General features: G+C 61.7%; 30 protein-coding genes and 1 pseudogene. 7 read left to right on the top strand and 24 right to left on the bottom strand.

Annotation, left to right across the window (positions count from 1 at the left end; translation table 11 throughout):
- Window positions 1–78: 78 nt before the first annotated feature.
- The 3 genes from Y707_RS0106940 to Y707_RS24125 form a co-directional block, all read right to left on the bottom strand.
- On the bottom strand, window positions 79–747 hold the full coding sequence (locus Y707_RS0106940; RefSeq protein WP_026534536.1) for a histidine phosphatase family protein: 669 nt from the start codon (window positions 745–747) through the stop codon (window positions 79–81).
- A gap of 34 nt (window positions 748–781) precedes the next feature.
- Window positions 782–1,720, bottom strand: coding sequence for a cation diffusion facilitator family transporter (locus tag Y707_RS0106935; protein WP_035780658.1), 939 nt, complete (start codon window positions 1,718–1,720; stop codon window positions 782–784).
- 124 nt (window positions 1,721–1,844) lie between these two features.
- Window positions 1,845–2,375 (bottom strand): hypothetical protein, encoded by a 531-nt coding sequence (locus Y707_RS24125; RefSeq protein ID WP_035780657.1) that lies wholly within the window; start codon window positions 2,373–2,375, stop codon window positions 1,845–1,847.
- A gap of 229 nt (window positions 2,376–2,604) precedes the next feature.
- On the opposite strand from Y707_RS24125, the gene Y707_RS0106925 reads away from it, so the two are divergent.
- Both Y707_RS0106925 and Y707_RS24120 read left to right on the top strand, forming a co-directional pair.
- The gene (locus Y707_RS0106925) at window positions 2,605–3,099 is read left to right on the top strand and encodes a transporter substrate-binding domain-containing protein (protein WP_026534534.1); all 495 of its coding nucleotides are present in this window, start codon (window positions 2,605–2,607) and stop codon (window positions 3,097–3,099) included.
- A 76-nt stretch (window positions 3,100–3,175) separates the two neighbouring features.
- Window positions 3,176–4,042: pseudogene (locus Y707_RS24120) on the top strand (SDR family NAD(P)-dependent oxidoreductase); the annotation flags it as partial.
- A 6-nt stretch (window positions 4,043–4,048) separates the two neighbouring features.
- Here Y707_RS24120 and Y707_RS0106915 read toward each other — a convergent pair.
- Window positions 4,049–4,519, bottom strand: a complete 471-nt coding sequence (locus tag Y707_RS0106915) for a hypothetical protein (RefSeq protein WP_026534533.1) — start codon at window positions 4,517–4,519, stop codon at window positions 4,049–4,051.
- Between the two features lie 54 nt (window positions 4,520–4,573).
- Window positions 4,574–5,284, bottom strand: coding sequence for a hypothetical protein (locus Y707_RS24115; RefSeq protein WP_035780704.1), 711 nt, complete (start codon window positions 5,282–5,284; stop codon window positions 4,574–4,576).
- 130 nt (window positions 5,285–5,414) lie between these two features.
- Between Y707_RS24115 and Y707_RS0106905 the strand changes: the two genes are divergently transcribed.
- Window positions 5,415–5,735: a hypothetical protein gene (locus Y707_RS0106905; RefSeq protein WP_026534532.1), complete on the top strand. Its 321-nt coding sequence runs from the start codon at window positions 5,415–5,417 to the stop codon at window positions 5,733–5,735.
- Here the strand turns inward: Y707_RS0106905 and Y707_RS0106900 are convergent.
- The 6 genes from Y707_RS0106900 to gvpO form a co-directional block, all read right to left on the bottom strand.
- Window positions 5,732–6,313, bottom strand: a complete 582-nt coding sequence (locus tag Y707_RS0106900; protein WP_026534531.1) for a dienelactone hydrolase family protein — start codon at window positions 6,311–6,313, stop codon at window positions 5,732–5,734. The genes Y707_RS0106905 and Y707_RS0106900 overlap by 4 nt on opposite strands.
- An 18-nt stretch (window positions 6,314–6,331) precedes the next feature.
- The gene (locus Y707_RS0106895; RefSeq protein ID WP_051441729.1) at window positions 6,332–7,195 is read right to left on the bottom strand and encodes a GvpL/GvpF family gas vesicle protein; all 864 of its coding nucleotides are present in this window, start codon (window positions 7,193–7,195) and stop codon (window positions 6,332–6,334) included.
- Window positions 7,192–7,530, bottom strand: coding sequence for a gas vesicle protein K (locus Y707_RS0106890; protein ID WP_026534529.1), 339 nt, complete (start codon window positions 7,528–7,530; stop codon window positions 7,192–7,194). The genes Y707_RS0106895 and Y707_RS0106890 overlap by 4 nt, the downstream gene beginning before the upstream one ends.
- Window positions 7,511–8,494, bottom strand: coding sequence for a gas vesicle protein (locus Y707_RS29620; RefSeq protein WP_216699220.1), 984 nt, complete (start codon window positions 8,492–8,494; stop codon window positions 7,511–7,513). The genes Y707_RS0106890 and Y707_RS29620 overlap by 20 nt, the downstream gene beginning before the upstream one ends.
- Window positions 8,495–9,109, bottom strand: coding sequence for a gas vesicle protein (locus Y707_RS33135; protein ID WP_275451194.1), 615 nt, complete (start codon window positions 9,107–9,109; stop codon window positions 8,495–8,497).
- A 62-nt stretch (window positions 9,110–9,171) separates the two neighbouring features.
- Entirely contained in the window at window positions 9,172–9,402 is a 231-nt protein-coding gene (gene gvpO, locus Y707_RS32130) for a gas vesicle protein GvpO (RefSeq protein ID WP_253905092.1), read from the bottom strand.
- Between gvpO and Y707_RS32125 the strand changes: the two genes are divergently transcribed.
- Window positions 9,380–9,940 carry a hypothetical protein gene (locus Y707_RS32125; protein ID WP_216699224.1) on the top strand — a complete coding sequence of 187 codons (561 nt, stop codon included), beginning with the start codon at window positions 9,380–9,382 and terminating at the stop codon, window positions 9,938–9,940. The genes gvpO and Y707_RS32125 overlap by 23 nt on opposite strands.
- Here Y707_RS32125 and Y707_RS0106870 read toward each other — a convergent pair.
- The 6 genes from Y707_RS0106870 to gvpJ (Y707_RS24095) form a co-directional block, all read right to left on the bottom strand.
- On the bottom strand, window positions 9,903–10,151 hold the full coding sequence (locus Y707_RS0106870) for a gas vesicle protein GvpG (RefSeq protein ID WP_026534528.1): 249 nt from the start codon (window positions 10,149–10,151) through the stop codon (window positions 9,903–9,905). The two genes, Y707_RS32125 and Y707_RS0106870, sit on opposite strands and share 38 nt — an antisense overlap.
- A gap of 3 nt (window positions 10,152–10,154) precedes the next feature.
- On the bottom strand, window positions 10,155–10,910 hold the full coding sequence (locus Y707_RS0106865) for a GvpL/GvpF family gas vesicle protein (protein WP_051441728.1): 756 nt from the start codon (window positions 10,908–10,910) through the stop codon (window positions 10,155–10,157).
- Window positions 10,907–11,308 carry a gas vesicle protein GvpJ gene (gvpJ, locus tag Y707_RS0106860; protein ID WP_216699219.1) on the bottom strand — a complete coding sequence of 134 codons (402 nt, stop codon included), beginning with the start codon at window positions 11,306–11,308 and terminating at the stop codon, window positions 10,907–10,909. Before gvpJ (Y707_RS0106860) ends, Y707_RS0106865 begins: the two co-directional genes overlap by 4 nt.
- Window positions 11,309–11,326: 18 nt before the next feature.
- On the bottom strand, window positions 11,327–12,556 hold the full coding sequence (locus Y707_RS0106855) for an SRPBCC family protein (protein WP_026534525.1): 1,230 nt from the start codon (window positions 12,554–12,556) through the stop codon (window positions 11,327–11,329).
- 12 nt (window positions 12,557–12,568) lie between these two features.
- Complete coding sequence (locus tag Y707_RS0106850; protein WP_162150183.1) at window positions 12,569–13,369, bottom strand: hypothetical protein; 801 nt, start codon at window positions 13,367–13,369, stop codon at window positions 12,569–12,571.
- Between the two features lie 156 nt (window positions 13,370–13,525).
- The gene (gvpJ, locus tag Y707_RS24095; protein WP_253905091.1) at window positions 13,526–13,828 is read right to left on the bottom strand and encodes a gas vesicle protein GvpJ; all 303 of its coding nucleotides are present in this window, start codon (window positions 13,826–13,828) and stop codon (window positions 13,526–13,528) included.
- Window positions 13,829–13,962: 134 nt separating this feature from the next.
- Here gvpJ (Y707_RS24095) and Y707_RS0106840 point away from each other — a divergent pair, with 134 nt between their 5' ends.
- Entirely contained in the window at window positions 13,963–14,160 is a 198-nt protein-coding gene (locus tag Y707_RS0106840; RefSeq protein ID WP_026534523.1) for a hypothetical protein, read from the top strand.
- Between the two features lie 238 nt (window positions 14,161–14,398).
- Here the strand turns inward: Y707_RS0106840 and Y707_RS0106835 are convergent, their stop codons facing one another.
- The 3 genes from Y707_RS0106835 to Y707_RS0106825 all read right to left on the bottom strand — a co-directional run bounded on the left by Y707_RS0106835 (window position 14,399) and on the right by Y707_RS0106825 (window position 16,175).
- Window positions 14,399–14,980, bottom strand: coding sequence for a dihydrofolate reductase family protein (locus tag Y707_RS0106835; RefSeq protein ID WP_035780693.1), 582 nt, complete (start codon window positions 14,978–14,980; stop codon window positions 14,399–14,401).
- Between the two features lie 106 nt (window positions 14,981–15,086).
- Window positions 15,087–15,692, bottom strand: coding sequence for a DUF2238 domain-containing protein (locus tag Y707_RS24090; RefSeq protein WP_051441726.1), 606 nt, complete (start codon window positions 15,690–15,692; stop codon window positions 15,087–15,089).
- Between the two features lie 120 nt (window positions 15,693–15,812).
- Entirely contained in the window at window positions 15,813–16,175 is a 363-nt protein-coding gene (locus Y707_RS0106825) for a DUF1622 domain-containing protein (RefSeq protein ID WP_026534521.1), read from the bottom strand.
- A 297-nt stretch (window positions 16,176–16,472) separates the two neighbouring features.
- On the opposite strand from Y707_RS0106825, the gene Y707_RS0106820 reads away from it, so the two are divergent.
- Window positions 16,473–16,733, top strand: a complete 261-nt coding sequence (locus tag Y707_RS0106820) for a GlsB/YeaQ/YmgE family stress response membrane protein (RefSeq protein WP_026534520.1) — start codon at window positions 16,473–16,475, stop codon at window positions 16,731–16,733.
- Between the two features lie 264 nt (window positions 16,734–16,997).
- Here the strand turns inward: Y707_RS0106820 and Y707_RS33130 are convergent, their stop codons facing one another.
- Complete coding sequence (locus Y707_RS33130) at window positions 16,998–17,339, bottom strand: alkaline phosphatase (protein WP_275451195.1); 342 nt, start codon at window positions 17,337–17,339, stop codon at window positions 16,998–17,000.
- Between the two features lie 42 nt (window positions 17,340–17,381).
- Between Y707_RS33130 and Y707_RS29610 the strand changes: the two genes are divergently transcribed.
- On the top strand, window positions 17,382–17,909 hold the full coding sequence (locus tag Y707_RS29610) for a DUF2243 domain-containing protein (protein ID WP_026534518.1): 528 nt from the start codon (window positions 17,382–17,384) through the stop codon (window positions 17,907–17,909).
- A 27-nt stretch (window positions 17,910–17,936) separates the two neighbouring features.
- Here the strand turns inward: Y707_RS29610 and ureG are convergent, their stop codons facing one another.
- The 3 genes from ureG to Y707_RS28845 are packed head-to-tail and all read right to left on the bottom strand — an operon-like array spanning window position 17,937 to window position 19,963.
- Window positions 17,937–18,698, bottom strand: a complete 762-nt coding sequence (ureG, locus tag Y707_RS0106805) for an urease accessory protein UreG (protein ID WP_026534517.1) — start codon at window positions 18,696–18,698, stop codon at window positions 17,937–17,939.
- Window positions 18,699–18,741: 43 nt separating this feature from the next.
- On the bottom strand, window positions 18,742–19,416 hold the full coding sequence (locus Y707_RS0106800) for an urease accessory protein UreF (RefSeq protein WP_026534516.1): 675 nt from the start codon (window positions 19,414–19,416) through the stop codon (window positions 18,742–18,744).
- On the bottom strand, window positions 19,406–19,963 hold the full coding sequence (locus tag Y707_RS28845; RefSeq protein WP_051441725.1) for an urease accessory UreF family protein: 558 nt from the start codon (window positions 19,961–19,963) through the stop codon (window positions 19,406–19,408). The genes Y707_RS0106800 and Y707_RS28845 overlap by 11 nt, the downstream gene beginning before the upstream one ends.
- Window positions 19,964–20,098: the final 135 nt, after the last annotated feature.

The raw sequence follows: 20,098 nt of genomic DNA, 5'->3' as shown, positions 1-20,098 counted from the left end.
GCTGTCTGGGCACATGGGCAGCCAGTGCTGACCGGCGCCATGGGCAGGCAAGAGTGCCGGAGGCTGCTCCGCACACTCTCACTCGTCGACGTCGACCGGCTCGCCGGCTGGTCCATCGGTGCGTGCGGTGTCGACGTCGGGACCGCCCAGGGCGTGTCCTTCCCAGGTCAGCACCGTCCAGCCCTCCACCGGGCTGCCTTCGAGCACGACGGCGCCGGTGTTGGTGACCGGATTACCGGCGGCGAAGTCGATGGTGATGTTATCCGCGCGCGCCGCCGTCCAGGTTCGGATGACAGCTCCGTGGCTGAAGATGACGGCGGTGTTCACGCCGGATCCCGCTACCTCTGCCACCACCTTGTCGAACCGGGCATAGACCTCGGTACCATTTTCACCCCCGGGCATCAACGCCTCAAGGTCGCCGGCGCTCCAGTGGAAGATGGTCTCGAGGTAGGTCCGTATGGAGTTCATGTCGCCCAGCATCTCCAGGTCCCCGGCGTTAACTTCCCGGACACCGTCCCGTACCAGCACGTCCAGCCCGAGGGATCCAGCCAGCGGTCCGGCGGTCTGCTGGGTGCGTACCAGCATCGACGCGTAAATGGCCTCGATCGGCTCCTCCGCCAGCACGTCGAGCAGTGCTTTCGCCTGCTCGCGCCCGAGATCGGTCAGATCCGCACCAGGTTCGGCGGTGTCGAGGAGTCCGCCGACATTGGAAGAGGTTTGGCCATGGCGTACGAGAATTAAGCGCATATGCCCATTCTCGCGTACTCGACGGCGAACGCCGTCACGCGCCGTCGTTGGTGGCCGCCGCCTTGGCGGAGTAGATGTCGGGTTCGAGGTAGATCACACAGGTGATGGAAACTGCTTCACGGATCCTGCGCTCGGCACCGTTGATTTCCTCAGCGACATCCTGGCCGGAGTCAGAGCGTTCGATGGCGATTTTGGCGGCGACCAAAAGCTCTTCAGGGCCGAGATGCAAAGTTTTCAGGTGGATTATTTTGGTCCCGCCGTCGGCCGTAATGGCCTCCTTGATCGACTCGATATTCGACCTGCTGGCAGACTCGCCCAGCAGCAGGGACTTCATCTCGATGGCAAGGATGATGGCAATGATCACCAGCAGCAGACCAATCATGCCAGTGCCGAGGGCGTCCCAGATACTGTCCCCGGTGATGAGGGTCAGGCTGACCCCGAGCAACGCAAAGATCAGTCCGGTGATGGCGCCGGTGTCCTCAAGCAGGATGACCGGCAACTCGGGCGACTTGGCTTTACGGACAAACTCGGCCCAACTCTGCTTGCCGCGCACACGGTTTGATTCAACAATTGCCGTCTTGAGGGCGAAGCCTTCGGCGATGATGGCCCCAATTAGAACCACCGGCGGCAACCACCACCAGAAACCCTCGATCGGGTGCGGATGCTGCCACTTCTGGAATGCCTCGTAGAGCGCGAAGAGACCGCCCACACTGAACAGCACAATGGCCACCAGGAAGGAGTAGACGTACCGCTCGCGGCCATAGCCGAAGGGGTGCTCCGGACTTGCGTCACGCTTCGCGCGCTTACCGCCAAGCAGCAATAGTCCCTGGTTCCCGGAGTCCGCAACAGAGTGAACGGACTCTGCCAGCATTGACGAAGATCCGGTCAAGAGAAATGCCACAAACTTCATCACCGCTATGGTGATATTCGCGAACAACGCCGTTATGACTGCCTTCGTGCTACCGCCTGCCACGCTTACCACCCATTCCTAGTCCAGGGAACTTTCTGTCCCTTTTCGTACACGCTACAGTCGGCTCGGAGATTCCGTCACTGCAACGCCAGTGCCAGCCGCGCGGCAACTAAATCCATCCGGCGGTTTAGTTATCGTCCAGAACGCTGATCTCTCCAGCCTCCAGATAGGGTTCACCGTTCCAATTCTCCAGGGCGCTCTCATTCAGGTCGACGCCCATGTTCTCCTCAAGGGCTGCTATATCCAACGCCTTGTGGAGCGTTCCGGTGACTTTGACTGTCAGGCCGTCCTGGACGTCCATCGTGTCCTCGCCGTGCATTACCAGCAGCGGTTCCACGTCGGTGTCATCGGTTCCGGCAATGGAGAAGAACTTCGGAGTAATGTCGTCGTTCACCTTGGCCGACAGAGTGACGGTTTCACTGACATAGGTATCCATCTCGTCGACGAAGGCCTGGTCGTAGGCGGCGTCGTAGCGGCTGTCCGCGGCCTCGCTTTCTTCGACGCCGTCGTCCTCCGTGATGTCCTGGACGTCGGCACTTTCCTCGGGACCGGCCGTGTCCTCGCCGCCACCGCAGCCGGCAAGTCCAAGCGCGGCGAAAGGCAGGATCACAGCCGCCGCGGTCTTCCGTAGCCAGATGGCGTTGTTGCGGGTATCCATGACTCGTCCTTTCTGCACGGCGGCGCCGGCGACGTGCCGGGCCTCCGCCGCCAGTTGCTGTTTCGATTACGCCGTCCGTCAATCCTAAGCAGGCTTAGAACTGCACCCAAGGGACTTAATCGGATCGTAATCCGATCCCCCGCCGCCATCGTCGACAAAAAGAAAGTGTACTGATCGAGTGCTAGAGTTCGAATTGAGCATCCCGCGACCGTCAATCCGGAGGTGACCGGTGAATACCAAGAAACGCACGACGTCGTTGGCGGCACTTTTTGCCTCGCTGCTGCTGGTGCTGACCGGGTGTGGTGCGGTCACGATTCCCAGTGATCCGAACGGCACGCTGGAGGAGATTACCGGCGGAACGCTGCGCGTCGGCGTTACCGAATTCGAACCCTGGGTACAGCTGGAGCCGGGTCAGGAACCACAGGGGATCGAACCTGATCTGGTGCGTGAGTTCGCCGACGCCCGCGACGCCGGGATTGAGTGGGTCCAAGGCGCCGAGCACGAGCTCGCAGAGCAAATGAAACACGACAAGCTCGATATCATCATCGGCGGAATCGCCAGCGACACGCCCTGGATGAAGCACGCAGGCGTCACCAAGCCGTATGTGGAGACCGTCGACCCGCGCGGAAAGACGGTCAAGCATGTGATGCTCGTGCCGCTGGGAGAGAACCGCTTCCTGCTCACGCTGGACAAGTTCCTGCAGAGCCAGCGAGTTAACCTGTGAGCCAGAATCACCGGTACGGACCGGGCCAGGTTGTCGTCATTACCGGCGCCTCCAGCGGCATCGGACGGGCGACGGCGCATGCCGGCTCATCCTCGCCGCACGCGGCCGGTCCAGTCTCGAAGATGTTGCGGCCGAGTGCGCCAAACACAGCGCGCAGGCCGTTGCCGTGCCCACTGATGTCAGCGATGAGTCCCAGGTACAGGCTCTGGCGCAGACCGCCGTCGACACCTTTGGACGTATTGATGTCTGGGTGGGTGGCGCTTCCCTTTACGGTTACGGCACTTTCGAGCAGACTCCGCCCGAAGTTTTTCAGCGGATTCTGGAAACCAACCTGTTCGGCCAGATCTATGGGGCGCGGGCGGTTCTGCCGCAGTTCCGCCAGCAGGGCAGCGGCGTCCTGATCATGATTGGTTCCGTCTACTCCAAGGTCACCTCGCCCTACGTTTCACCGTACGTAACCAGCAAATTCGGGCTGCTGGGATTCACGGAGGTACTGAGGCAGGAGCTCCGTGGCGTGAAGGCCATCAAAGTGTGTACGGTTCTGCCCGCCACAATCGATACACCCATCCACCAGCATGCGGCCAACTACACCGGCCAACGGATACATCCATTGCCGCCGGTCGTTTCCCCTCAGCGCGTCGCCCGCACAGTGCTGAAGATGGTCAAGCATCCGCGGCCGGTCGCGGTCGTTGGGCAGTTGCAACGCGCCTTTATCCCACTCCATGGCCTTCTGCCCGGCTTGTATAACCGGTGCATCGGTCCGATCATGGATACCTTGGCGTTGCGGGGCGGATCCGCTCCTCCCTCCGCAGGGACCGTATTCACGTCTGATCCAGACTCCAATCGGGTCACTGGCCACTGGCGGTCAATCCCTGGGCGGATTCTCACGCTGACTGGTGCGCTGGCAGCCGCCGCCGCAGTCATTAAGGGAGCCAGACGTTGACTCCGCCTACCTGCCGGCGGACGGCTTCAGGATGAAGTCATAGAGCACGCCGGTCGCTGCTGCCTGGACGAATTTGTCGACGATGTCCACAGTCCAGTCCTGACGGGACCAACTCCCCGGCCGGTACAATCCAAGTGCCGTATTGAGCGCGACGTCGGCTGTATAGACGCTGACAAATACGACGCCGATGGCCTTCGCGCCGCGCAGTCCGGCGTGCGCTGCAGCCCCGTAGGCCGAGCCCCACATGGCTCCGAGACTGAAGTGCGTTGCCCAGTTCAGCTGCGTACGGCCCTGTTGCGTTGCCGGGTGCACCGGGAGGACCTTTTCGGCGAAGTCCGCCGGCGCGTAGCTTGGCCCCCGTCCAGTAATCGGCATCTCCACGAACTTCTGGAAAGCGGTCATCACACCCGTACCCGCAACTCCGGCCACGACTCCCCGGCCAACGGATTTCGCTAACGATGGTTTTTTAGTAAGCATGCTGTTGATTCTCCCCGACCTTCCTCCGCCACACAACCCTCGTCAGCCGCGGCTTCACGCTTCGCCTGCCCCTGATGAACGTCCCTTCGGCTTACGCGCCGTTGCGTAGGACGGAACGCGCAAGCGGCTGGTCCATCCGTACATCCCGGCACCGGGCAGCGGATTGAGCACCGGATCGAACCGGAGATCCGTATCCACGCGTGCCGCATCGGGCTTCAAGGAGAGGGTGCCAAACCGGTTCCACTCCCCGGACGGAGAAGCAAAGTACAGCGCCAACTGCCAATCCCGGGCGCCCAACGTTGTCAGGTATGCTTCCGGTCCGGAGGGGAGGGGGTCGTCGGGTTCCAGCGTGCGGGCCGCGAGCAATACCGGACCATGACTGCCGCGGTATGGCATCAGGCTCGTCAGACGCGCTGACGACGCCAACTGGTGTGGAAGCAGCAGGAACCGCCCCACGCGGGACATGCCTGTCGAGGCGAGCAGGATGTCGAAGGAACCGCCGTCGTCGGAAATCCGCAGGCCAAGGCCGATAATGTCCGGCCAGGACTTGGGTAGGCCCACGGACCTCGACAGCCGGGCGTGCAGCGGCACGATGCCCGGCGTATCGATCCAGGAAAGCCCACTGTCGGTTGCGCCAAAGCGTTCGATCGTTCCCGTCAGCGAAACGCCTTGTGTATGGATTGGCCGTTTGCCGCGGAATACCTTCAAGACGGCGAAGATCGCCGCGAACCCACGCCCGGCCGCCTTGCTGACTGCCTCGATCATGTTTTCCTCCACACGATGGGTGCTTCCGATGGTTGTTCCTGTCAGCCTAGTTCCGGCTTGCGGTAATCCGATACAGGGAGAAAGCTGGAGATGGAAAGCAAACTGACTGATTTTTTGAAAGGGTGGGCCCATGGCTTACTTCGTGGAATACACCATCCAGGACCCTGAGGATGACGATCACTATGAGATTCCGGTCAACGAGAAGGAATCCGGTTACACGGTTCCGTTGACGGAGACGGACGCTGAGATTGTCGACGTCGAACAGCTGTCAGCCCGCAGTGGTGTGTTCGGCGCCTCGCTTGAGGAAGCCAAGGAAGCTGCCGAGGAAATCATCACGCACAGCAAGTCCACCAAGGCGGCCCTCTATGAGGATCCGACCAATTCCACCTCGCAAGGCGACGGCAAGCTGGTGGCAAAATACACCCAGACCGATGGTTGGCAGGAGGCTTAGCCGGATCTCGCGGCGAGGAAACCGAGAGTGCGTTCCGTCAGGAGTCCGGCCGCCTGCTCGTCGTAGGAAGGCAGACTGTTGTCCGCAAACAGGTGCTGTTTACCCGGGTAAAGGAACAATTCGGCATCAGCGGTCTCCTTGACGAGAGCACGGGCCGCGTCGAGGTCGCCTTCGTCAACGAAGAACTCGTCGGCATCCATCCCGTGGATCTGGACCGGAACCGCCTGCGGCCACCCGTCACCGAACTCCGACGTCGGCACGCAGGAATGGAACAGCAGGGCACCCTTCGCGCCAAGGCGTGACTGTGCCAGCATTTGTGCGGGCATGACGCCGAGCGAGAAGCCCGCGTAGACAAGTTCGTTGGGAAGTCCTTCCGCGGCCGCCTTTCCCCGCTCGAGGATCGTTCCGAAGCCGACTTCCCCGGCATAGCCCACGCCTGCATCGAGCTCGTCGAAGACGCGCCCATCGAACAAGTCCGGAGTGTGGACGGTGTGGCCGTCGCGTCTGAGCCTGTCGGCAAAGCCGCGGACGCCCGATGTCAGACCCTGTGCATGGTGGAACAACAACACTTCAGCCATTTCGTTCCCTTCGTTGTACTAGCCGGCGCCGAGTTCCGGTACGTCGGCGAATGAGTACGGCGGCCATGGTCCCAGGAACCGGATCTGCGCCGCCGGCTGCTCCTCCCCGATGGAGGTCAACTCCAGCCCGATTTTCTCCACATCGTCCCGGTGCGCCAGCACGGCGACCGTCAACACCGAAACAGTGCCCGGCGGCCGGTGGGCACGGCGGTTCTCCGTCAGATCTTCGGACAGGGCGGCGAGCCGGCGCCGGTACTCGGGATAAAGCCCGTCCGCCAGCCGCTCGGCAATCTCGCGTTCCGTCTTGTCCAACCGTTTCTGCAGCAACCTCTGCACACCGGGCGGCCGTTGCACCATTTCCTCCCGCAGATCGGCCGCCTCGCAACTGTCTTCCGCCGCGGCATGCTGGTCCAGCGAAATCTCGATCCGCAGTTCGACCCGGCCCTGGAGCGCCTTCAGCCGTTCGGTGAGTTCAGCAGCAGACTCACCCAGCCATCCTGCCAGCCGCTGCTCCGCCGTCGAACCGTCACCGGCTGCGACAATGACGTTGAAACTCATCGGCAGGACCGTTCCGGCGGCTTCCCAGCTGCGCTCGACGACCCCACCGTGCTCCAAAATCCAGCGTTCGACGTCGGCATCAGCGCCATCGAAGGGTGCAGCATCGTGGTGATGCACGACGGCGGCAAGGCCCTCGGCGACCGCGATGAGTTTCAGCGGAGCGTCGTTGATACCCGTCCCGAGAACGTCCGGGGACAGCGTGGAGGGGACGACGGCGTACACGTACAGTCCCGGTTCGGTTGGCTTGCGGTTTTCGCCCGGCTTTTTGTCTTCGGCCGGCTTTCCAGTTTCGGTGGGCATTCCGTCGTCGGCGGGTTCAGTCATTTACGATCCCTGAGGGACTTCGACTTGTCGGACTCGTCGGACCAACGCTCAGGATTGATGAGTTTATTGACGACTTCGTCGACGACGTCGTCCAGTCCGGCGTGCAGCTCCGCCACGGAGCCGGTGATGCCGTGATCGTTCTTGATTTGCTCCATGGCCTCGTCCAGTTCCAGCAGCGCATCTCCGAGCCGGTTCTGTTCCTCTTCGGTCAGGTCGCCGCCTTCCAACCGCCGTACGGCCTGGGTTTCCAGCGCTCCCTGGATAACCTCAACGAGTGTGACGACCAGTGTCAGGACACCATTCTTGAGGTTATCCTCATTGACTTTCAGCGTCATCGTCATCCTCCCGCTTCTGTTGGCTGACGCCATGCAGCAGCTGCGCCCATTGCTCTACCCGGTCGCTCGCGAGCCGGTACGTTCCTGTTTCCGACTCCAGAATCAGGATAGATGAATTCCCCACCGGCGTATGCCCGTTTTCGGCCCGGACGGCGGTCATCTCTGTTGCTTTCAGCCGGATCGCCGGGCGCCGATCCAACGCTGCCTTCCAGCTGAAGCCTTCGTCCGAGTCGTACTTGGCCGTGCCGCCCCGCCAGATGGGACTTCCGGAACGCTGCTCCTGGTACCAGACATCGCCTTCGAACAGCAGCGTGTCCGGGTCGTCGCCCTTGCCGCCGCGCTCGGCCTGGCCCCGGGTGCTCGGTCCGCCGGCGCTGGCCTCGATCTCCACCGTTCCGGACTGTGCCTTGAGCACCAGGTCCCGCAGCCGGTTTGGCTGCGCCGCCGACAGCAGCGCCGTGCCGCCGTCGTGCTTCTCCACCAGCAGCCGGCTGCGTTTCTCTCCGCCGATGCTGGATTCGGTCTGCAACACGACCTGGGCGATGTCGTACAGGTTCGCCTGCCAGAGGATTTCCTCGGGGTCGCGGCGGAAAGCAATTATCCGGTGTGTCGTGAGGTAGATGCTGCCGGGCCGCCAGGTCTCGAATGAGCCGTCCGGGTCCTGCCAGTAATGCCCGCCTGCCATCTTGGCGATGACTTCCTCACCCCCGCGCAGCGGAACCTGCCGGGAGACGGAATCGCGGAGCCAGGCTCGCGTGCGCTCGTCCCAGTTCTTCATCATCCCGTACTCGAGCATCGTTTCCATGCCGGCGATGGTCGCCTTGAGATTGACACCAATCAGCGGGATGTCGGCGACGGTGATGATCAGGTCGAGGTCGAGGTAGACGCCCTTGTTGAGCAGCACATCCACCAAGTCAGGCAACGTAGCCCGAACATCGCGGGTGGGCTGCATGGCTTCGCCCATTTACTTGTTGGCCTGCTTCGATTTGGTCCCGGAGTTGTTACTGCCGGACTTAGTCCCGCCAGAGTTGCCGCCCGCCGATGCCTGGTTTCCGCTGGCCTCCAGTGCCTGCGCACTCTTCCAGCCGCACCAGGGACAGAACTCGTTCAGCAACTGCTCGAGGGGTGCACGTTTGCCGCATTCCGGGCAGGTTTCCTTCTGCTCGATCGCCTCGTTCCACGCAACGGTGTCCCGGTCAGTGCCGGCCGGGAATTCGAGACCGTAGCGGGCTGCGGTTTCAAACGACGCTAGCGCGGCGCGGATCCGGATACCCAGGAGTTCGACGCCGGCCACGGAGACCATGATGTCGGCGTTGATGACCAACCCCTTGTCCAGCAGCGTCTCGATAACGTGTGTGAGCGTGCCAGCGCTGTCACGCGACGGCTGCATGGCGTTGCCACCGGCCGGTGTATTGCGTGCGACGCCGGACATGCCGCCACCCGTCTGCGCGGGGTTGCTCCCGCTGGTCCGCGCGGGGCTGTGGCCGCCGGCGCGGGCAGGACTGCCGCCCGTGGAATCATCACCTGCCGGGCTGCTGCGTGCCGGAGTGCTTTTCCCTTCGGAGTTATTCGTACTCATCTATAATCCGCCTCGTGTACGTCGCCAGAACATTCCAGTGCCGCTACTGTCATGAAGCGAATCTACTCCCCCCGGCTCGTCCGGCCGCGGACGTAGCGCGATTCACGCGAGTATGCCGTCAAATCGCCGTCGGAATCGATGGTGACATCGTACTCGGCCAGGACGTCGGCCGTGTCGGGAATGCGCCGGCCTTCGCACACTTCCACCGTGACGGTCCAGGTGCCGTCGTTGTTCTTCTTGATCCCGACAACACCTTCAGCTTCCCTGTTCGTGAGCTCTTCAAGCTGGCTCATCGCTTCACGGCCGGCCCTGGCTGCGTTCATCCGGGGACCGGCAGGCTGCGACGACGACGGCGAACGTTCCCGTCCATCATCATTGGCCTCTTCGCTGGAGGAGTCTTCCTCTGAGTCGTTCGAGCTGTCCTCTCCGGTAGAGGAGTCCTGCCGTGGACGCTTGCTGGAAGAAGAAGTCGAGGTTCGTTCAGAGCGGCTCTCCGCCGGGGAGGATTGTGAACTTTCAGAGCCATTATCGTCAGAGGAGGATGGGCGCCGCTCCGCCGGGGATGAGCTGGCTGGCTTCTTCGCGGCGGGTTTCTTCGCGGCCGGCTTCCGTGCCGTTCCGGATGAACTTGCCTTCCGGACGGGCTTCTTCGGCGCTTCCCCATCCCGGGCCGGCCGGGAAGAACGCCCGGAACTGTCGGAACTGTCAGTGCTCGCGGACCGCTCCGGACGCGCGGTATCCTCAGCGCTCTCCGTACGTTCCCTGGTGGCTGTATCGTCGTCGTTGGCCATGGTTATCCCTTCTGGCGCGGACGCCGGTTGGCTTCGATGAGGCGGCCGACAAGCTCTTTTTCAAGGTCGGCGGCTTCCTCTTCGGTAATGGTCCCGGCTTCTTTCGCGTCGGCGACTTCCTCGAGTTTCCGGCGGATAAGACCGGGATCGTAGTACTGTCGTTCGGCTTCTTCCTTCACTTTCTCTGCAACCCAAATGGTCCCGCGGACCGGCGCGAACGGGAGTCCCAGGATGGAGGAGAACAGACCCATGGCCTAGACCTCCCCCACGAAATCGTAGGGAGCCTGTGGTCCGAGCAGCCGGAAGCTGATCCTGCCCAGCGTTTCCTCCGCCAGCTTTTCAACGGCCTGCTCGAATCCCTCTGCAGAACCCCGGTCCACCAGCAGCGCAAGTTCGACGACGTCATCGGCCTGAGTGGTTTCGCGCACCGAAGTTTCACGAACCAGCGGTGACAAGGCGGCGACAATGTCCTCGGAATCGACTGCAGCTTTGCGTTGGAATTCTTCGACCACCAACTGGCCGAGACGGATCCTGTCGTAGTGCGAAGCGTCCTCGCTCTGCGATGCCGTGGACTCGCGCAGCGCGGCGATCTCACGGTTTTCCGCGACCATTTCCCCGATGACCCGCTCCCGGACGTACCGGGCACGCACGGTGAACTGGGTGGCGCCGTCCACCCGCCGCATGCTCTCGGCATAGGTGTCCTGCATGGAGGGCATCACGACGGAGGTGATAGTTTCCGCGTCGGGAACGATCGTTCCGAACGTCATCGGCAACACCGGCCCCTCAGCAGCGATCCGGTCCAGCACGGTGCTGTGCGCCAGCAAGTCGTCCGGGGTACCGACGGAGTCAGGATCCCGCACCGGAGTTACCAGCGCCGCAAAACCGCCTGAGACGAGCTTCTCCACCGGTTCGTCCTTAACACCGGCAAGCCCCTGCGGCAGTTCGGCTTCCGCAGGGACTATGCCGTAAACGTACTGGTCACCGACCAGGTTTGTCTCTTCGACGCTCATTCGGACTTACTTGCCACCTTACGGCGCGGGCGGTGTGACCGTTCGTTGTCGTCGTCATCATCGTCGCGCTTGTTCCCGGTCAATGCGTCCTTGGCTCCGGAAATGGCGCCACTGGTCTTGCCCTTGGCGCCGCCAGAGCCCATGGACTCCATTAGTTCCGGAAGGTCCTTGCCACCCTGCTGGGTGAGATCCAACCGGTTTGTGGCTTCCGCAAACCGCAGATAAGTGTCGACGCTGGCGATCACGATCCGTGCGTCGATGGTCAGTACTTCAATTCCGACCAGGGAGACGCGGACGTACGCGTCAATCACGAGTCCTTTATCGAGGATGACTTCGACGACGTCGGCCAGCGAACTTGATTGCGGCCTGTCGACGTAGCCGCCCCTTGATTGCGACATGGTGGTCATTGTTGCTACCTACTTCCTCTTCCGGCCTGTCTTTTTCGGTGCGGGTTCTGGTTCTTCTTCCACTTCCTCTTCTACTTCATCAGCCGGTTCTTCAGCCGGCTCAGCAGTGTCTTCGGCTTCCTCGTACTCTTCTTCAGCGGCCGGTTCTTCAGCAGTTTCGGCGTCGGCGTCCTCTTCGTACTCGTCGCCCTCCGCCTCGTCAGCGACAGCTTCCCCGGCTTCCGGTTCTTCCTCGTATTCGCCCTCGCCAGCTTCCGCAGTGTCCTCCGCGGCGTCCGGCTCTTCTTCGTACTCTTCATCCTCCACCTCTTCGGCATCGGCGTCCGGTTCTTCGTCCTCGTACTCTTCGCCCTCGCCGTCGTCCTCGTACTCCTGATCCTCGTCTTCGGCGGCCTGGGCCTCTTCCTCCTCGACGACCTCCTCGTGGGTACGGACAATCTCCTCGTCGCGGATCTCACCGCGCCAGCCTTCGGCGGCATCCGGGTCGAGGATCGTCGTCGTCATCACGTGACGGACATAGCGCTTCATTTCCACCCGCACCCGGCGGCCAACGGCCCGCCAGATCTGGGCAGTCTTCTCGAACAGGCCCTGCGGATAGTACTCAACGACGATGCAGATTTTAGTCAGGCGGGGACCGTACTCGTGGAAGGTTACCGAACCGTCGAGATGCCCCTTCTGGCCTGTGGACGTCCAGATGATGCGGTCATCCGGAACCATTTCCTTAATCGTCGCATCCCAGGTCCGGTGGGAAAGGAACACCTGGCCCTTGAATTTGACCGTGCCCTCCTCCTGCGAATGTTCGACATTCTCGACCTTCTTCATGAAGTCCGACCAGTCTTCGAACTGGGTCCACTGGTTATATGCCACAGTGACCGGCACGCCGACGTCGATCCATTCGACGAGGTTGACCAGCTTCTGGCTCTTGCTGCCGCTGCCTCCACCGCCGGTGAAGACGTCTTTCACCTTGTCCTTGATGCCGGAAAAGACACCACCGATGGCACCCTTTGCGGGGCTTTCACCCTTCGCCATGGCCTTTGCCCCACCGGAGGCGGCCTGGCCTTTCAACGAGCCGCCATTCTCGCCGAAGTCGGTAATCTTGCCTGTCAGCTCCTCGACCTTGCCGGAAGCCTTGCCCAGCGTGCTGTTGATCAGCGACTTTCCGTAGTCCGCGGCTGTGTCTTTGAGGCTGCCGAGCGGAAGCTTATCCGCAAGCGAGCCGGAAGTGGATTTATCGGCCATGACATCTGCTCCTTACTTGGACGACGACTTGCGGGTGGTGGTTTTGCCGGTGGAACTGCTCTTCGAGGAGCTGCCCGCACCGGTGCTCTTCTTCGCCGTGCCGCCCGTTGTCTTCGCGGCAGCTTTGCCAGCAGACTTTGCCGGCGCCGCTGCCTTCCGGCCGGTGGAGGTGCCGGCTTTCGCCGCTTTGGTCGCGCGTGAAGTGCCACTCGGCCGCTTGGAGCCCGCCGCGCTTGCTGCAGTGGATGTGGCCTTGCCCGCAGTGTCTTCGGCCTCGTCTGTCGCTTCTTCAGCCGTGTCGCCGGCTTCGTCGGCAGTTTCGTCGGCTTCGTCGGCAGTTTCGTCGGCCGTATCGGTGGTGTCGTCTACGGTTTCCTCGGCCTGGTCCTCGGGAGCCTCATCGCCGGTCTCCTCACCCTCGTCCTCCTCATCCGAGGACCCCTTCTGGCCGAGGTCCGGGACGCTGCCCTGCAGGTCGGTCAGCTTCTGGGTGCGGTTCTGCAGATTCGTGTTAACGGATTGGATGCCCCGTGTTGCGCCCGCAATGGCCGCGCCCCTGGCGGCTTCTACGAGCTGGCCGGTGAGCTGGTCCATCAACTTCTTCGCCTCCGGCGACGACTTGACGAGCTCGCTCACCTGGCCCATCAGTTCACCCCTATTGCTGCTGAGTTGCTTACCGGCAATCGCGCTGGCCAGTGTCAGGGCGAGTTTCGCTTTCTTCGTCCGCCCGAGCAGATATCCGCCCAAGAGGATTGCTGCGAATTTTGCCTTGTCGTCCATGAGGTGCCCTCCCAATAGTTTGTTTCGGTGCATCCCTCCTCTACGGATACACCAAGCATGCTTAGAATCTAGCGTGTCACAGATGAATAACGCTAGGGGCAGATCCGCCCCGGGAGTTTCCTGTGAGTTTGCTGGATGAGCTAACGCACCGGCCGATGTGACTTATGATGCGTCTTTCGTCAGCTTCGTTTACCCAGTAAGCCCCTCCTTGATACCGGAAATCGCGCCTCTGACCGCACCCTTGGCGCCGCTGTGGATGACGGCGTCTTTCAGGTCCATTGGAGCCGTACCACCTACTTGCGTCAGGTCCAGGCGGTTTGTGGCCTCGGCGAAGCGCAGATAGGTGTCCACGCTGGAAATCACCACACGTGCATCGATTGTGAGCATTTCGATGCCGATAACCGAAACACCGACGTAAGCATCAATCACCAGCCCCTTGTCGAGGATCACCTCCACGACGTCGGCCAGCGAACTCGATTGCGGCCGGTCCACGTACCCGCTCCGTGATTGCGCCATTGTGGACAAATGCCCTTCCGTATGTGCCGGTTCTTTGTCGTCATCGTACTCTTGCCAAGTAGCCTTAGTAAGAGCCAGCTTTGGTACGCGTCGAGAGTCAGGAGTAAAGCGTGAATGATCGAGGGCAAAAGACGGACAAGGACTTCCACGAGGCCGTCAACCGCAGATTGGAGGACGATTCCGAGGAGGCAAGGAAGAATTCCGGTGATGGCGCCGATGCGTTCCGGCAACAGCGGGACGAGGACGAAGACTCCGTACTGGAAGAGGAAAAAGACGAGGGCACCCCGGTCAAGCCGGACAACAGTTAACCACTGTTCGGGCGTGGGATAGTTAGGATCGGAACGCCGTCCTTTCCTTCCGGACATACGACGGCGACCGTTGCCGCCGTCGTCGCCACCGGCTTTATTGTCGGCCGGCTGTGGGTCTGGATTGCTGGGTCTGCATTTTCATCCTGATGATGCTCAGCCGCACCTATGGATCCGCCCCGAGGCAGTCGGCAGCACCGGCGCGATCAGTAAGGCGGCAGACAAACGCGAGTCAGCGGAATCATGCTGGCCTCACAGCGTGCACAGTCGGAGCGTAGGTCAGCTCCTGGATGTCTCCATCCAGGATTCGGGAATCAACCAATTCGAGGTCGAAATCTTCGGCGCCCTGGAAGATCGGTTCCAGACCGGTGATCCCCGTTATAACGGGGAAGAGCGTCACCTGGACCCGGTCAACGAGGCCCGCTGCCATAAGAGCGCGGTTCATCGACAGGCTCCCAATCGATCGAAGCGGAACTTCGGACTCCTGCTTGAGCCGGGAGACGACGTCGACGGCGTCGCCGCGCATAACGGTCGCATTCGGCCAGGGCAGCGGTTCATTCGAGGCCATGGAGTTGGAGACGACGATCTTCGGCAGTTCACTCATCCGGGCCGCCCAGGCGTCGAACTCCACCCCCTCGAGGACGAAGTCGGCGAACTGGCGGTACGTGACGGGACCGAACACCATGAGCTGGTCCTCGGCGTAGAGGCGGGCGCGATGGTCGAGCAGCTCGGGGCCTTGCTTGCCCCAATAACCGCCCCAATCGCCGTCGTGCGAGCCGTAGCCGTCCAGAGTGCTGAAGACATCGAAGGTGTAGCTTGTCATTGGTGTCACCTCGATGTTTATTATGCTCCCGTATTTGACCGGTGGCCATCTTGCCCAGTTGACATCGAAGCTCAGCCCCTCATCGATGGCGGTCTCGATCCCGGGCTCAGCCCTCGCGCTTCTCACGGCGGGTTCCGCCACCGGCAGCGGCCCAGATGACCAATGCAACGCCGGCGATCACGGACCCCAGCCCGCCCGCGGACATATCGCCAATCGAATCGACGTAGCCGATATGAATGGACTGAGGCATGTACTGTTCACCGATCCATTCGACGAATTCCCACAATGCGCCGAAGGCAAGCCCAAAGGCGGCGGTCAAAACCACCAGGGCAACCCGGCTGTGCTTCAACGTATGGTCATGCATATCGTGCACCACCCGCACTCGGGCCAGGACCAGATAAACCGCTGCGGCGATCGCCCCGTTGGTGATCAAGTGGACCACCCAGTCCCACCACGGAATGGCCTCGTACCAGCCTGCCGCACCACTCCAGGTGGCCAGCAGCACGGTGATGCAGTACGCCGCATCGAACGGCCGCGGCAGGTGGAAGATCCGCGGCACAAGCAGCCCGAGGAACGCGATGGAAAACCGGACAATGTCGCCGGGATCCATCCAGAGCACCGCCGCGACGATACTCAAAAGCCCCGCAAACCGCACCAGGTCCGCAATGATGCCCGACGCTTTCTGCCAACCCTTTAGTCCGGAATCAACCACGGTGCCGCACCTGCAAGCCCACCGTCGTCGTCATGCTTTCTCCTTATCTATTTGGCAGTTCCCCAATAGCTCGATGAGGCACTCCTGGATCTGCAAGCGGGTGCAGTCCGATCAACACAATTAGACTTCGACGGACTCGTCGGATGAGTTGCCTTTTTGCCACGGCCATCTGCCAGTAATTTCCAGTTCGAGGGAGAAGCTTAGGAAGGTCCGGATCAGCACGATCAGGCCGAGCATCACGACGTTCTCAAAGTTAAAAGCGACAATGACGGTCCGGATGATGTCCGCCGCGACCAGGAATTCCAGCCCCAGCAGGATCGATCGGCCGAGAACGCGCCGATACGGGCCGTATACGGAGGTTTCCTTGCGCAGCAACCTTTTCAGCGCAACGTAGGTGGCAAAGATGGCGCCCAGGATGATGACGGCGATCCCTGCGGCTTCAACCCCCTTGACCACCACTTCTACGATTCCTTTGAAGTCCATTCAAGCTCCTCCGCTTCACTACGAGCAGCTCAAGCGGACGGTGCTCCGGCTGCTCGGCTGCCGCACCCATGGATAACCGTAAGCATGCTTTCCTTCAAGCATATCCTTGGCGTGTCACCCGGTCCCGATAAGTAACGAATCGCGATTGGACACATATTATAAGCATGCTTATTGTTATCTACGGTGCTGATCTTTCGGCCTGGCTCCCCCGGCCGAAAGGATTACCTGTTGTCTACCCACGACCCCTACTGACTATCCCGTACCCGAAAACCGTTTCATAACAAGGAGAGTCCCACCATGATCGGATTTATTGTCGCCGGACTCATCATCGGCGCTCTCGCACGACTGTTTAAACCCGGCAAACAGAACCTTGGCTGGATTGCTACATTATTGCTCGGTCTGGCCGGGTCAGTAATCGGCGGTCTTATTGCCAATCTCCTGGGCACTGGGCAGATTTTTGAGCTTAACGTCCTCGGCTTTATAGTCGCCGTCATTGCGGCGATCGCCCTGATCGGAGTCGCTGAGGGTTTGGTCGGCCGTCGCAAGATCAGGCGCTGACCCTGCCTGCGTTGGCGGCCCGCCATTGCGAGCGGGCCGCCAGTTGCATTTAATTCCCGGCGCGCATGACCTGCAACATCACGTCATGGATATGGGTGTTCTCGTAGACACCGGTCAGCAGCGACGCGCCGGGTCCTATGCGGTCAGAGGAACGTCGACGGCGGCGTGGCCGCCGGTGGTCCAGTCCACCATGAACTCCTGGTCGGAGTTTCCAACGGGCAGCGGACCGTCCTCGGCTGAGAGACCCTCACCGGATTCGTCGGGTTACTCCTCGGAATCCGGCGCCTCGATGGTCATGCCGCCGGTCTGGTGATCACCGACGACGATCACGAGTGTTTCACCGTCCTTTTCGGCGAACGCTTTCGCGAGCGCCACGGACTTGTCGAACTCGATGCCGGACTTGATGGTCAGCTCGGCGTTGTTGACATGGCTCATCGCATCGGTTCCTTCTTCCTCAACCATCAAAAAGAAGCCCTCGGCGTGGGATTGCCTAGGTAGTGTCTGGCCCCCAGACGGACGAAGCGGGATGACCGGAACCAGCCCCCGTGGGGTCGCGCGCCGGTCGTGCCCTCTTCCTCCAGAATCAAGACTGTCCAACCCCAACACGAGTGTCAAGAGTCACAGTTGTGACGGTGTAGCGTGGCTGGCATGGCGGCATATTCGTCCCGGTCCAATACCTCGGCCAGACCACCAACGAAGGCATCTGGTCTGCTCTATGGCCTAGGCTTTGGCGGTTTTATTGACGGCATCGTTCTTCACCAGATCCTGCAGTGGCATCACATGGTGAGTGACGTGCATGAATATCCGGTCAACACAGTAGCCGGGCTGCAAGTGAACGTCCTGGCGGACGGATTTTTCCACGTCGTCACATGGTTCCTGGTTTTGGCAGGTTCTATTGCCGCCATCTTTGCCTGGCGTCAAGGCCGACTGGCACCCAACTGGAGCTTCCATTTCGGGCTTTTACTCATGGGCTGGGGCATCTTCAATGTGGTGGAAGGACTCATCGACCATCACATCCTCCAGGTCCATCACGTACGGGACGATCTTGGAGGACCACTTGCCTGGGATATCGGCTTCCTGGTCTTCGGCGTGCTCCTCATTGTCGGCGGATGGCTTCTTCACAAGCGTGGCCTGCGCGCCCTCGAACGGCGCTCCGACAGGTCAATTCACCGTTGAAATTCTCCTGTACGGCTCCATTGCCCGTTAACTGGGCTCGCGGGCCGGCTCGTGGGTATGGGAATCGCCGTCGTGGCTGTGGAAATGGCTTTTCCCATCCTCGTCGGCGTGGAAATGCGGAGCCATCGGTCCTGGATCAGTCGGGGTGTGCTCTCCGTTCACGTGCCGGGCATGCATCCAGCGCACCCAGGCACAGAGCTTCTGCACGGTATCCTCCTGCTTCCGGGACAGCGCCAGCACCGGTGCGCCCTCCCTCGCCGCGGTGGCATCCTTGACCATCTGTTCCACGTCGACGTCCACGTATTCGGCCAGGTCGATTTTGTTGACCACAAGCAGGTCGGCGCGCGCGATCCCCGGTCCGCCTTTGCGTGCCACATCACCTCCGCCGGCGACGTCGAGCACGAAAATCTGCGCATCGACCAAGGCAGGTGAGAATGTGGCGGTGAGGTTGTCGCCTCCACTTTCGACGAACACGATGTCCAGTGGTGCGAAGTCCTGTTCCAGGTCTTCGACGGCGATCAGGTTCATCGTGACGTCGTCGCGGATGGCGGTGTGCGGGCAGGCGCCGGTTTCCACCGCACGGATTCGCTCGCTGGGCAGCACTCCCGCTGAACGCAGGAAACGGGCGTCCTCGTCGGTGTAAATGTCGTTGGTGATCACACCAATATTGAGTTCACCCGCCAGATTTCGACACAGCGTCGCAATGACGGAACTCTTTCCGGTCCCGACCGGGCCCGCGATGCCGAGCCGAAGGGAACGGGTCTTTGCTGGTTCGTGATTGTCGGGCATGGTCTCCTCATTTTCACTCGTGCACTCATGGTTGCTGTTTCGGTCAGGAAGCAAATAGGCGCACATTCTGGACAGCATGATGTTCGGCAGCAATATCCAACAGCGGGGCTCCGGCGGCAGGCAGCTCGGCCGGAGGCGCTCCAGTGTGCGAGGCAGCTTCAGCGGCCAACTTGTCCAACAGCGGAGTCAGGTGTGCAAGGGCGGCGTGGGCCGTGAATGGATCCAGGCTGAGTAGCTTCACAGCGGCAGCGGCCGGCCCTGCGACCGCCTCATGCAATACGGCCAGGGCGGCATCGTGGGGCGTCAGGTCGAATGCTGCAGCCGCCGCGCCGAAGACAATCGGCTGGTGTGGTGTACGCCCGAGTTCTTTCAAGTGCGGATGCGGCCGGATCGCCGTCGCCGTGCGCAGCAGTTGGCGCCCGAGGGAGCGCGAGACTTCCCGGAGCGCAGTCGAGGGGATGCGGGCATCGAGCTCCGAGTCGAGTCCGTGCAGCCTTGGCAGCTCTCCGTCTTTACAGGCAGCGCATGCGGCAGCGGCGAAAGAGCCGGCAACGAGTCCAGCGGTGGCGGCCCGTCCGGTCAGGAACAACTCCAGACTCTCGGCACCGTCGATGCACTGGGTGCGGATTATCGCTTCCAAGCCGCCGGAGTGCGCGTAGCCGCCGGCGGGCAGTCGTCCGTCGGCCAGCAGCAGGAGCGCAGCAGCGTTAGCGGGCATCGTGAGTACTGGAAGTTTTGTGCTCCCTGAGACTTAGCAACACACCAACCGCCTTAGTGCCGGACCTGCGCTTTCGAGTCACGTTACACCGGGACCACAGGAAGGGGTAGAGCAACGGCGCTGCATCAGTATGGACTCCGCCAGCGTGTCCCGCCGGTAATGGCCGCAGCGGTCGGCATAGGCTACGCCCGAGTTCTTTCAAGTGCGGATGCGGCCGGATCGCCGTCGCCGTGCGCAGCAGTTGGCGCCCGAGGGAGCGCGAGACTTCCCGGAGCGCAGTCGAGGGGATGCGGGCATCGAGCTCCGAGTCGAGTCCGTGCAGCCTTGGCAGCTCTCCGTCTTTACAGGCAGCGCATGCGGCAGCGGCGAAAGAGCCGGCAACGAGTCCAGCGGTGGCGGCCCGTCCGGTCAGGAACAACTCCAGACTCTCGGCACCGTCGATGCACTGGGTGCGGATTATCGCTTCCAAGCCGCCGGAGTGCGCGTAGCCGCCGGCGGGCAGTCGTCCGTCGGCCAGCAGCAGGAGCGCAGCAGCGTTAGCGGGCATCGTGAGTACTGGAAGTTTTGTGCTCCCTGAGACTTAGCAACACACCAACCGCCTTAGTGCCGGACCTGCGCTTTCGAGTCACGTTACACCGGGACCACAGGAAGGGGTAGAGCAACGGCGCTGCATCAGTATGGA

Origin of the sequence: Arthrobacter sp. H14, from assembly GCF_000520495.1 — a bacterium.
In the GTDB taxonomy this organism is placed as follows: Bacteria; Actinomycetota; Actinomycetes; order Actinomycetales; family Micrococcaceae; genus Arthrobacter_C.
The sequence above is the reverse complement of the archived record's forward strand: the minus strand, read 5'-3'. Positions and strand labels throughout refer to the sequence as shown.

What these genes read in the sequence shown, in the direction of transcription:
- Y707_RS0106940 (WP_026534536.1), bottom strand. Translation starts at nt 747, where the DNA reads ATGCGCTTAATTCTCGTACGCCATGGCCAAACCTCTTCCAATGTCGGC.
- Y707_RS24125 (WP_035780657.1), bottom strand. Translation starts at nt 2,375, where the DNA reads ATGGATACCCGCAACAACGCCATCTGGCTACGGAAGACCGCGGCGGCT.
- Y707_RS0106915 (WP_026534533.1), bottom strand. Translation starts at nt 4,519, where the DNA reads ATGCTTACTAAAAAACCATCGTTAGCGAAATCCGTTGGCCGGGGAGTC.
- Y707_RS24115 (WP_035780704.1), bottom strand. Translation starts at nt 5,284, where the DNA reads ATGATCGAGGCAGTCAGCAAGGCGGCCGGGCGTGGGTTCGCGGCGATC.
- Y707_RS0106905 (WP_026534532.1), top strand. Translation starts at nt 5,415, where the DNA reads ATGGCTTACTTCGTGGAATACACCATCCAGGACCCTGAGGATGACGAT.
- Y707_RS0106900 (WP_026534531.1), bottom strand. Translation starts at nt 6,313, where the DNA reads ATGGCTGAAGTGTTGTTGTTCCACCATGCACAGGGTCTGACATCGGGC.
- Y707_RS0106895 (WP_051441729.1), bottom strand. Translation starts at nt 7,195, where the DNA reads ATGACTGAACCCGCCGACGACGGAATGCCCACCGAAACTGGAAAGCCG.
- Y707_RS0106890 (WP_026534529.1), bottom strand. Translation starts at nt 7,530, where the DNA reads ATGACGCTGAAAGTCAATGAGGATAACCTCAAGAATGGTGTCCTGACA.
- Y707_RS29620 (WP_216699220.1), bottom strand. Translation starts at nt 8,494, where the DNA reads ATGGGCGAAGCCATGCAGCCCACCCGCGATGTTCGGGCTACGTTGCCT.
- Y707_RS33135 (WP_275451194.1), bottom strand. Translation starts at nt 9,109, where the DNA reads ATGAGTACGAATAACTCCGAAGGGAAAAGCACTCCGGCACGCAGCAGC.
- gvpO (WP_253905092.1), bottom strand. Translation starts at nt 9,402, where the DNA reads ATGAGCCAGCTTGAAGAGCTCACGAACAGGGAAGCTGAAGGTGTTGTC.
- Y707_RS0106870 (WP_026534528.1), bottom strand. Translation starts at nt 10,151, where the DNA reads ATGGGTCTGTTCTCCTCCATCCTGGGACTCCCGTTCGCGCCGGTCCGC.
- Y707_RS0106865 (WP_051441728.1), bottom strand. Translation starts at nt 10,910, where the DNA reads ATGAGCGTCGAAGAGACAAACCTGGTCGGTGACCAGTACGTTTACGGC.
- gvpJ (WP_216699219.1), bottom strand. Translation starts at nt 11,308, where the DNA reads ATGTCGCAATCAAGGGGCGGCTACGTCGACAGGCCGCAATCAAGTTCG.
- Y707_RS0106855 (WP_026534525.1), bottom strand. Translation starts at nt 12,556, where the DNA reads ATGGCCGATAAATCCACTTCCGGCTCGCTTGCGGATAAGCTTCCGCTC.
- Y707_RS0106850 (WP_162150183.1), bottom strand. Translation starts at nt 13,369, where the DNA reads ATGCACCGAAACAAACTATTGGGAGGGCACCTCATGGACGACAAGGCA.
- Y707_RS0106835 (WP_035780693.1), bottom strand. Translation starts at nt 14,980, where the DNA reads ATGACAAGCTACACCTTCGATGTCTTCAGCACTCTGGACGGCTACGGC.
- Y707_RS0106825 (WP_026534521.1), bottom strand. Translation starts at nt 16,175, where the DNA reads ATGGACTTCAAAGGAATCGTAGAAGTGGTGGTCAAGGGGGTTGAAGCC.
- Y707_RS0106820 (WP_026534520.1), top strand. Translation starts at nt 16,473, where the DNA reads ATGATCGGATTTATTGTCGCCGGACTCATCATCGGCGCTCTCGCACGA.
- Y707_RS29610 (WP_026534518.1), top strand. Translation starts at nt 17,382, where the DNA reads ATGGCGGCATATTCGTCCCGGTCCAATACCTCGGCCAGACCACCAACG.
- ureG (WP_026534517.1), bottom strand. Translation starts at nt 18,698, where the DNA reads ATGCCCGACAATCACGAACCAGCAAAGACCCGTTCCCTTCGGCTCGGC.
- Y707_RS0106800 (WP_026534516.1), bottom strand. Translation starts at nt 19,416, where the DNA reads ATGCCCGCTAACGCTGCTGCGCTCCTGCTGCTGGCCGACGGACGACTG.
- Y707_RS28845 (WP_051441725.1), bottom strand. Translation starts at nt 19,963, where the DNA reads ATGCCCGCTAACGCTGCTGCGCTCCTGCTGCTGGCCGACGGACGACTG.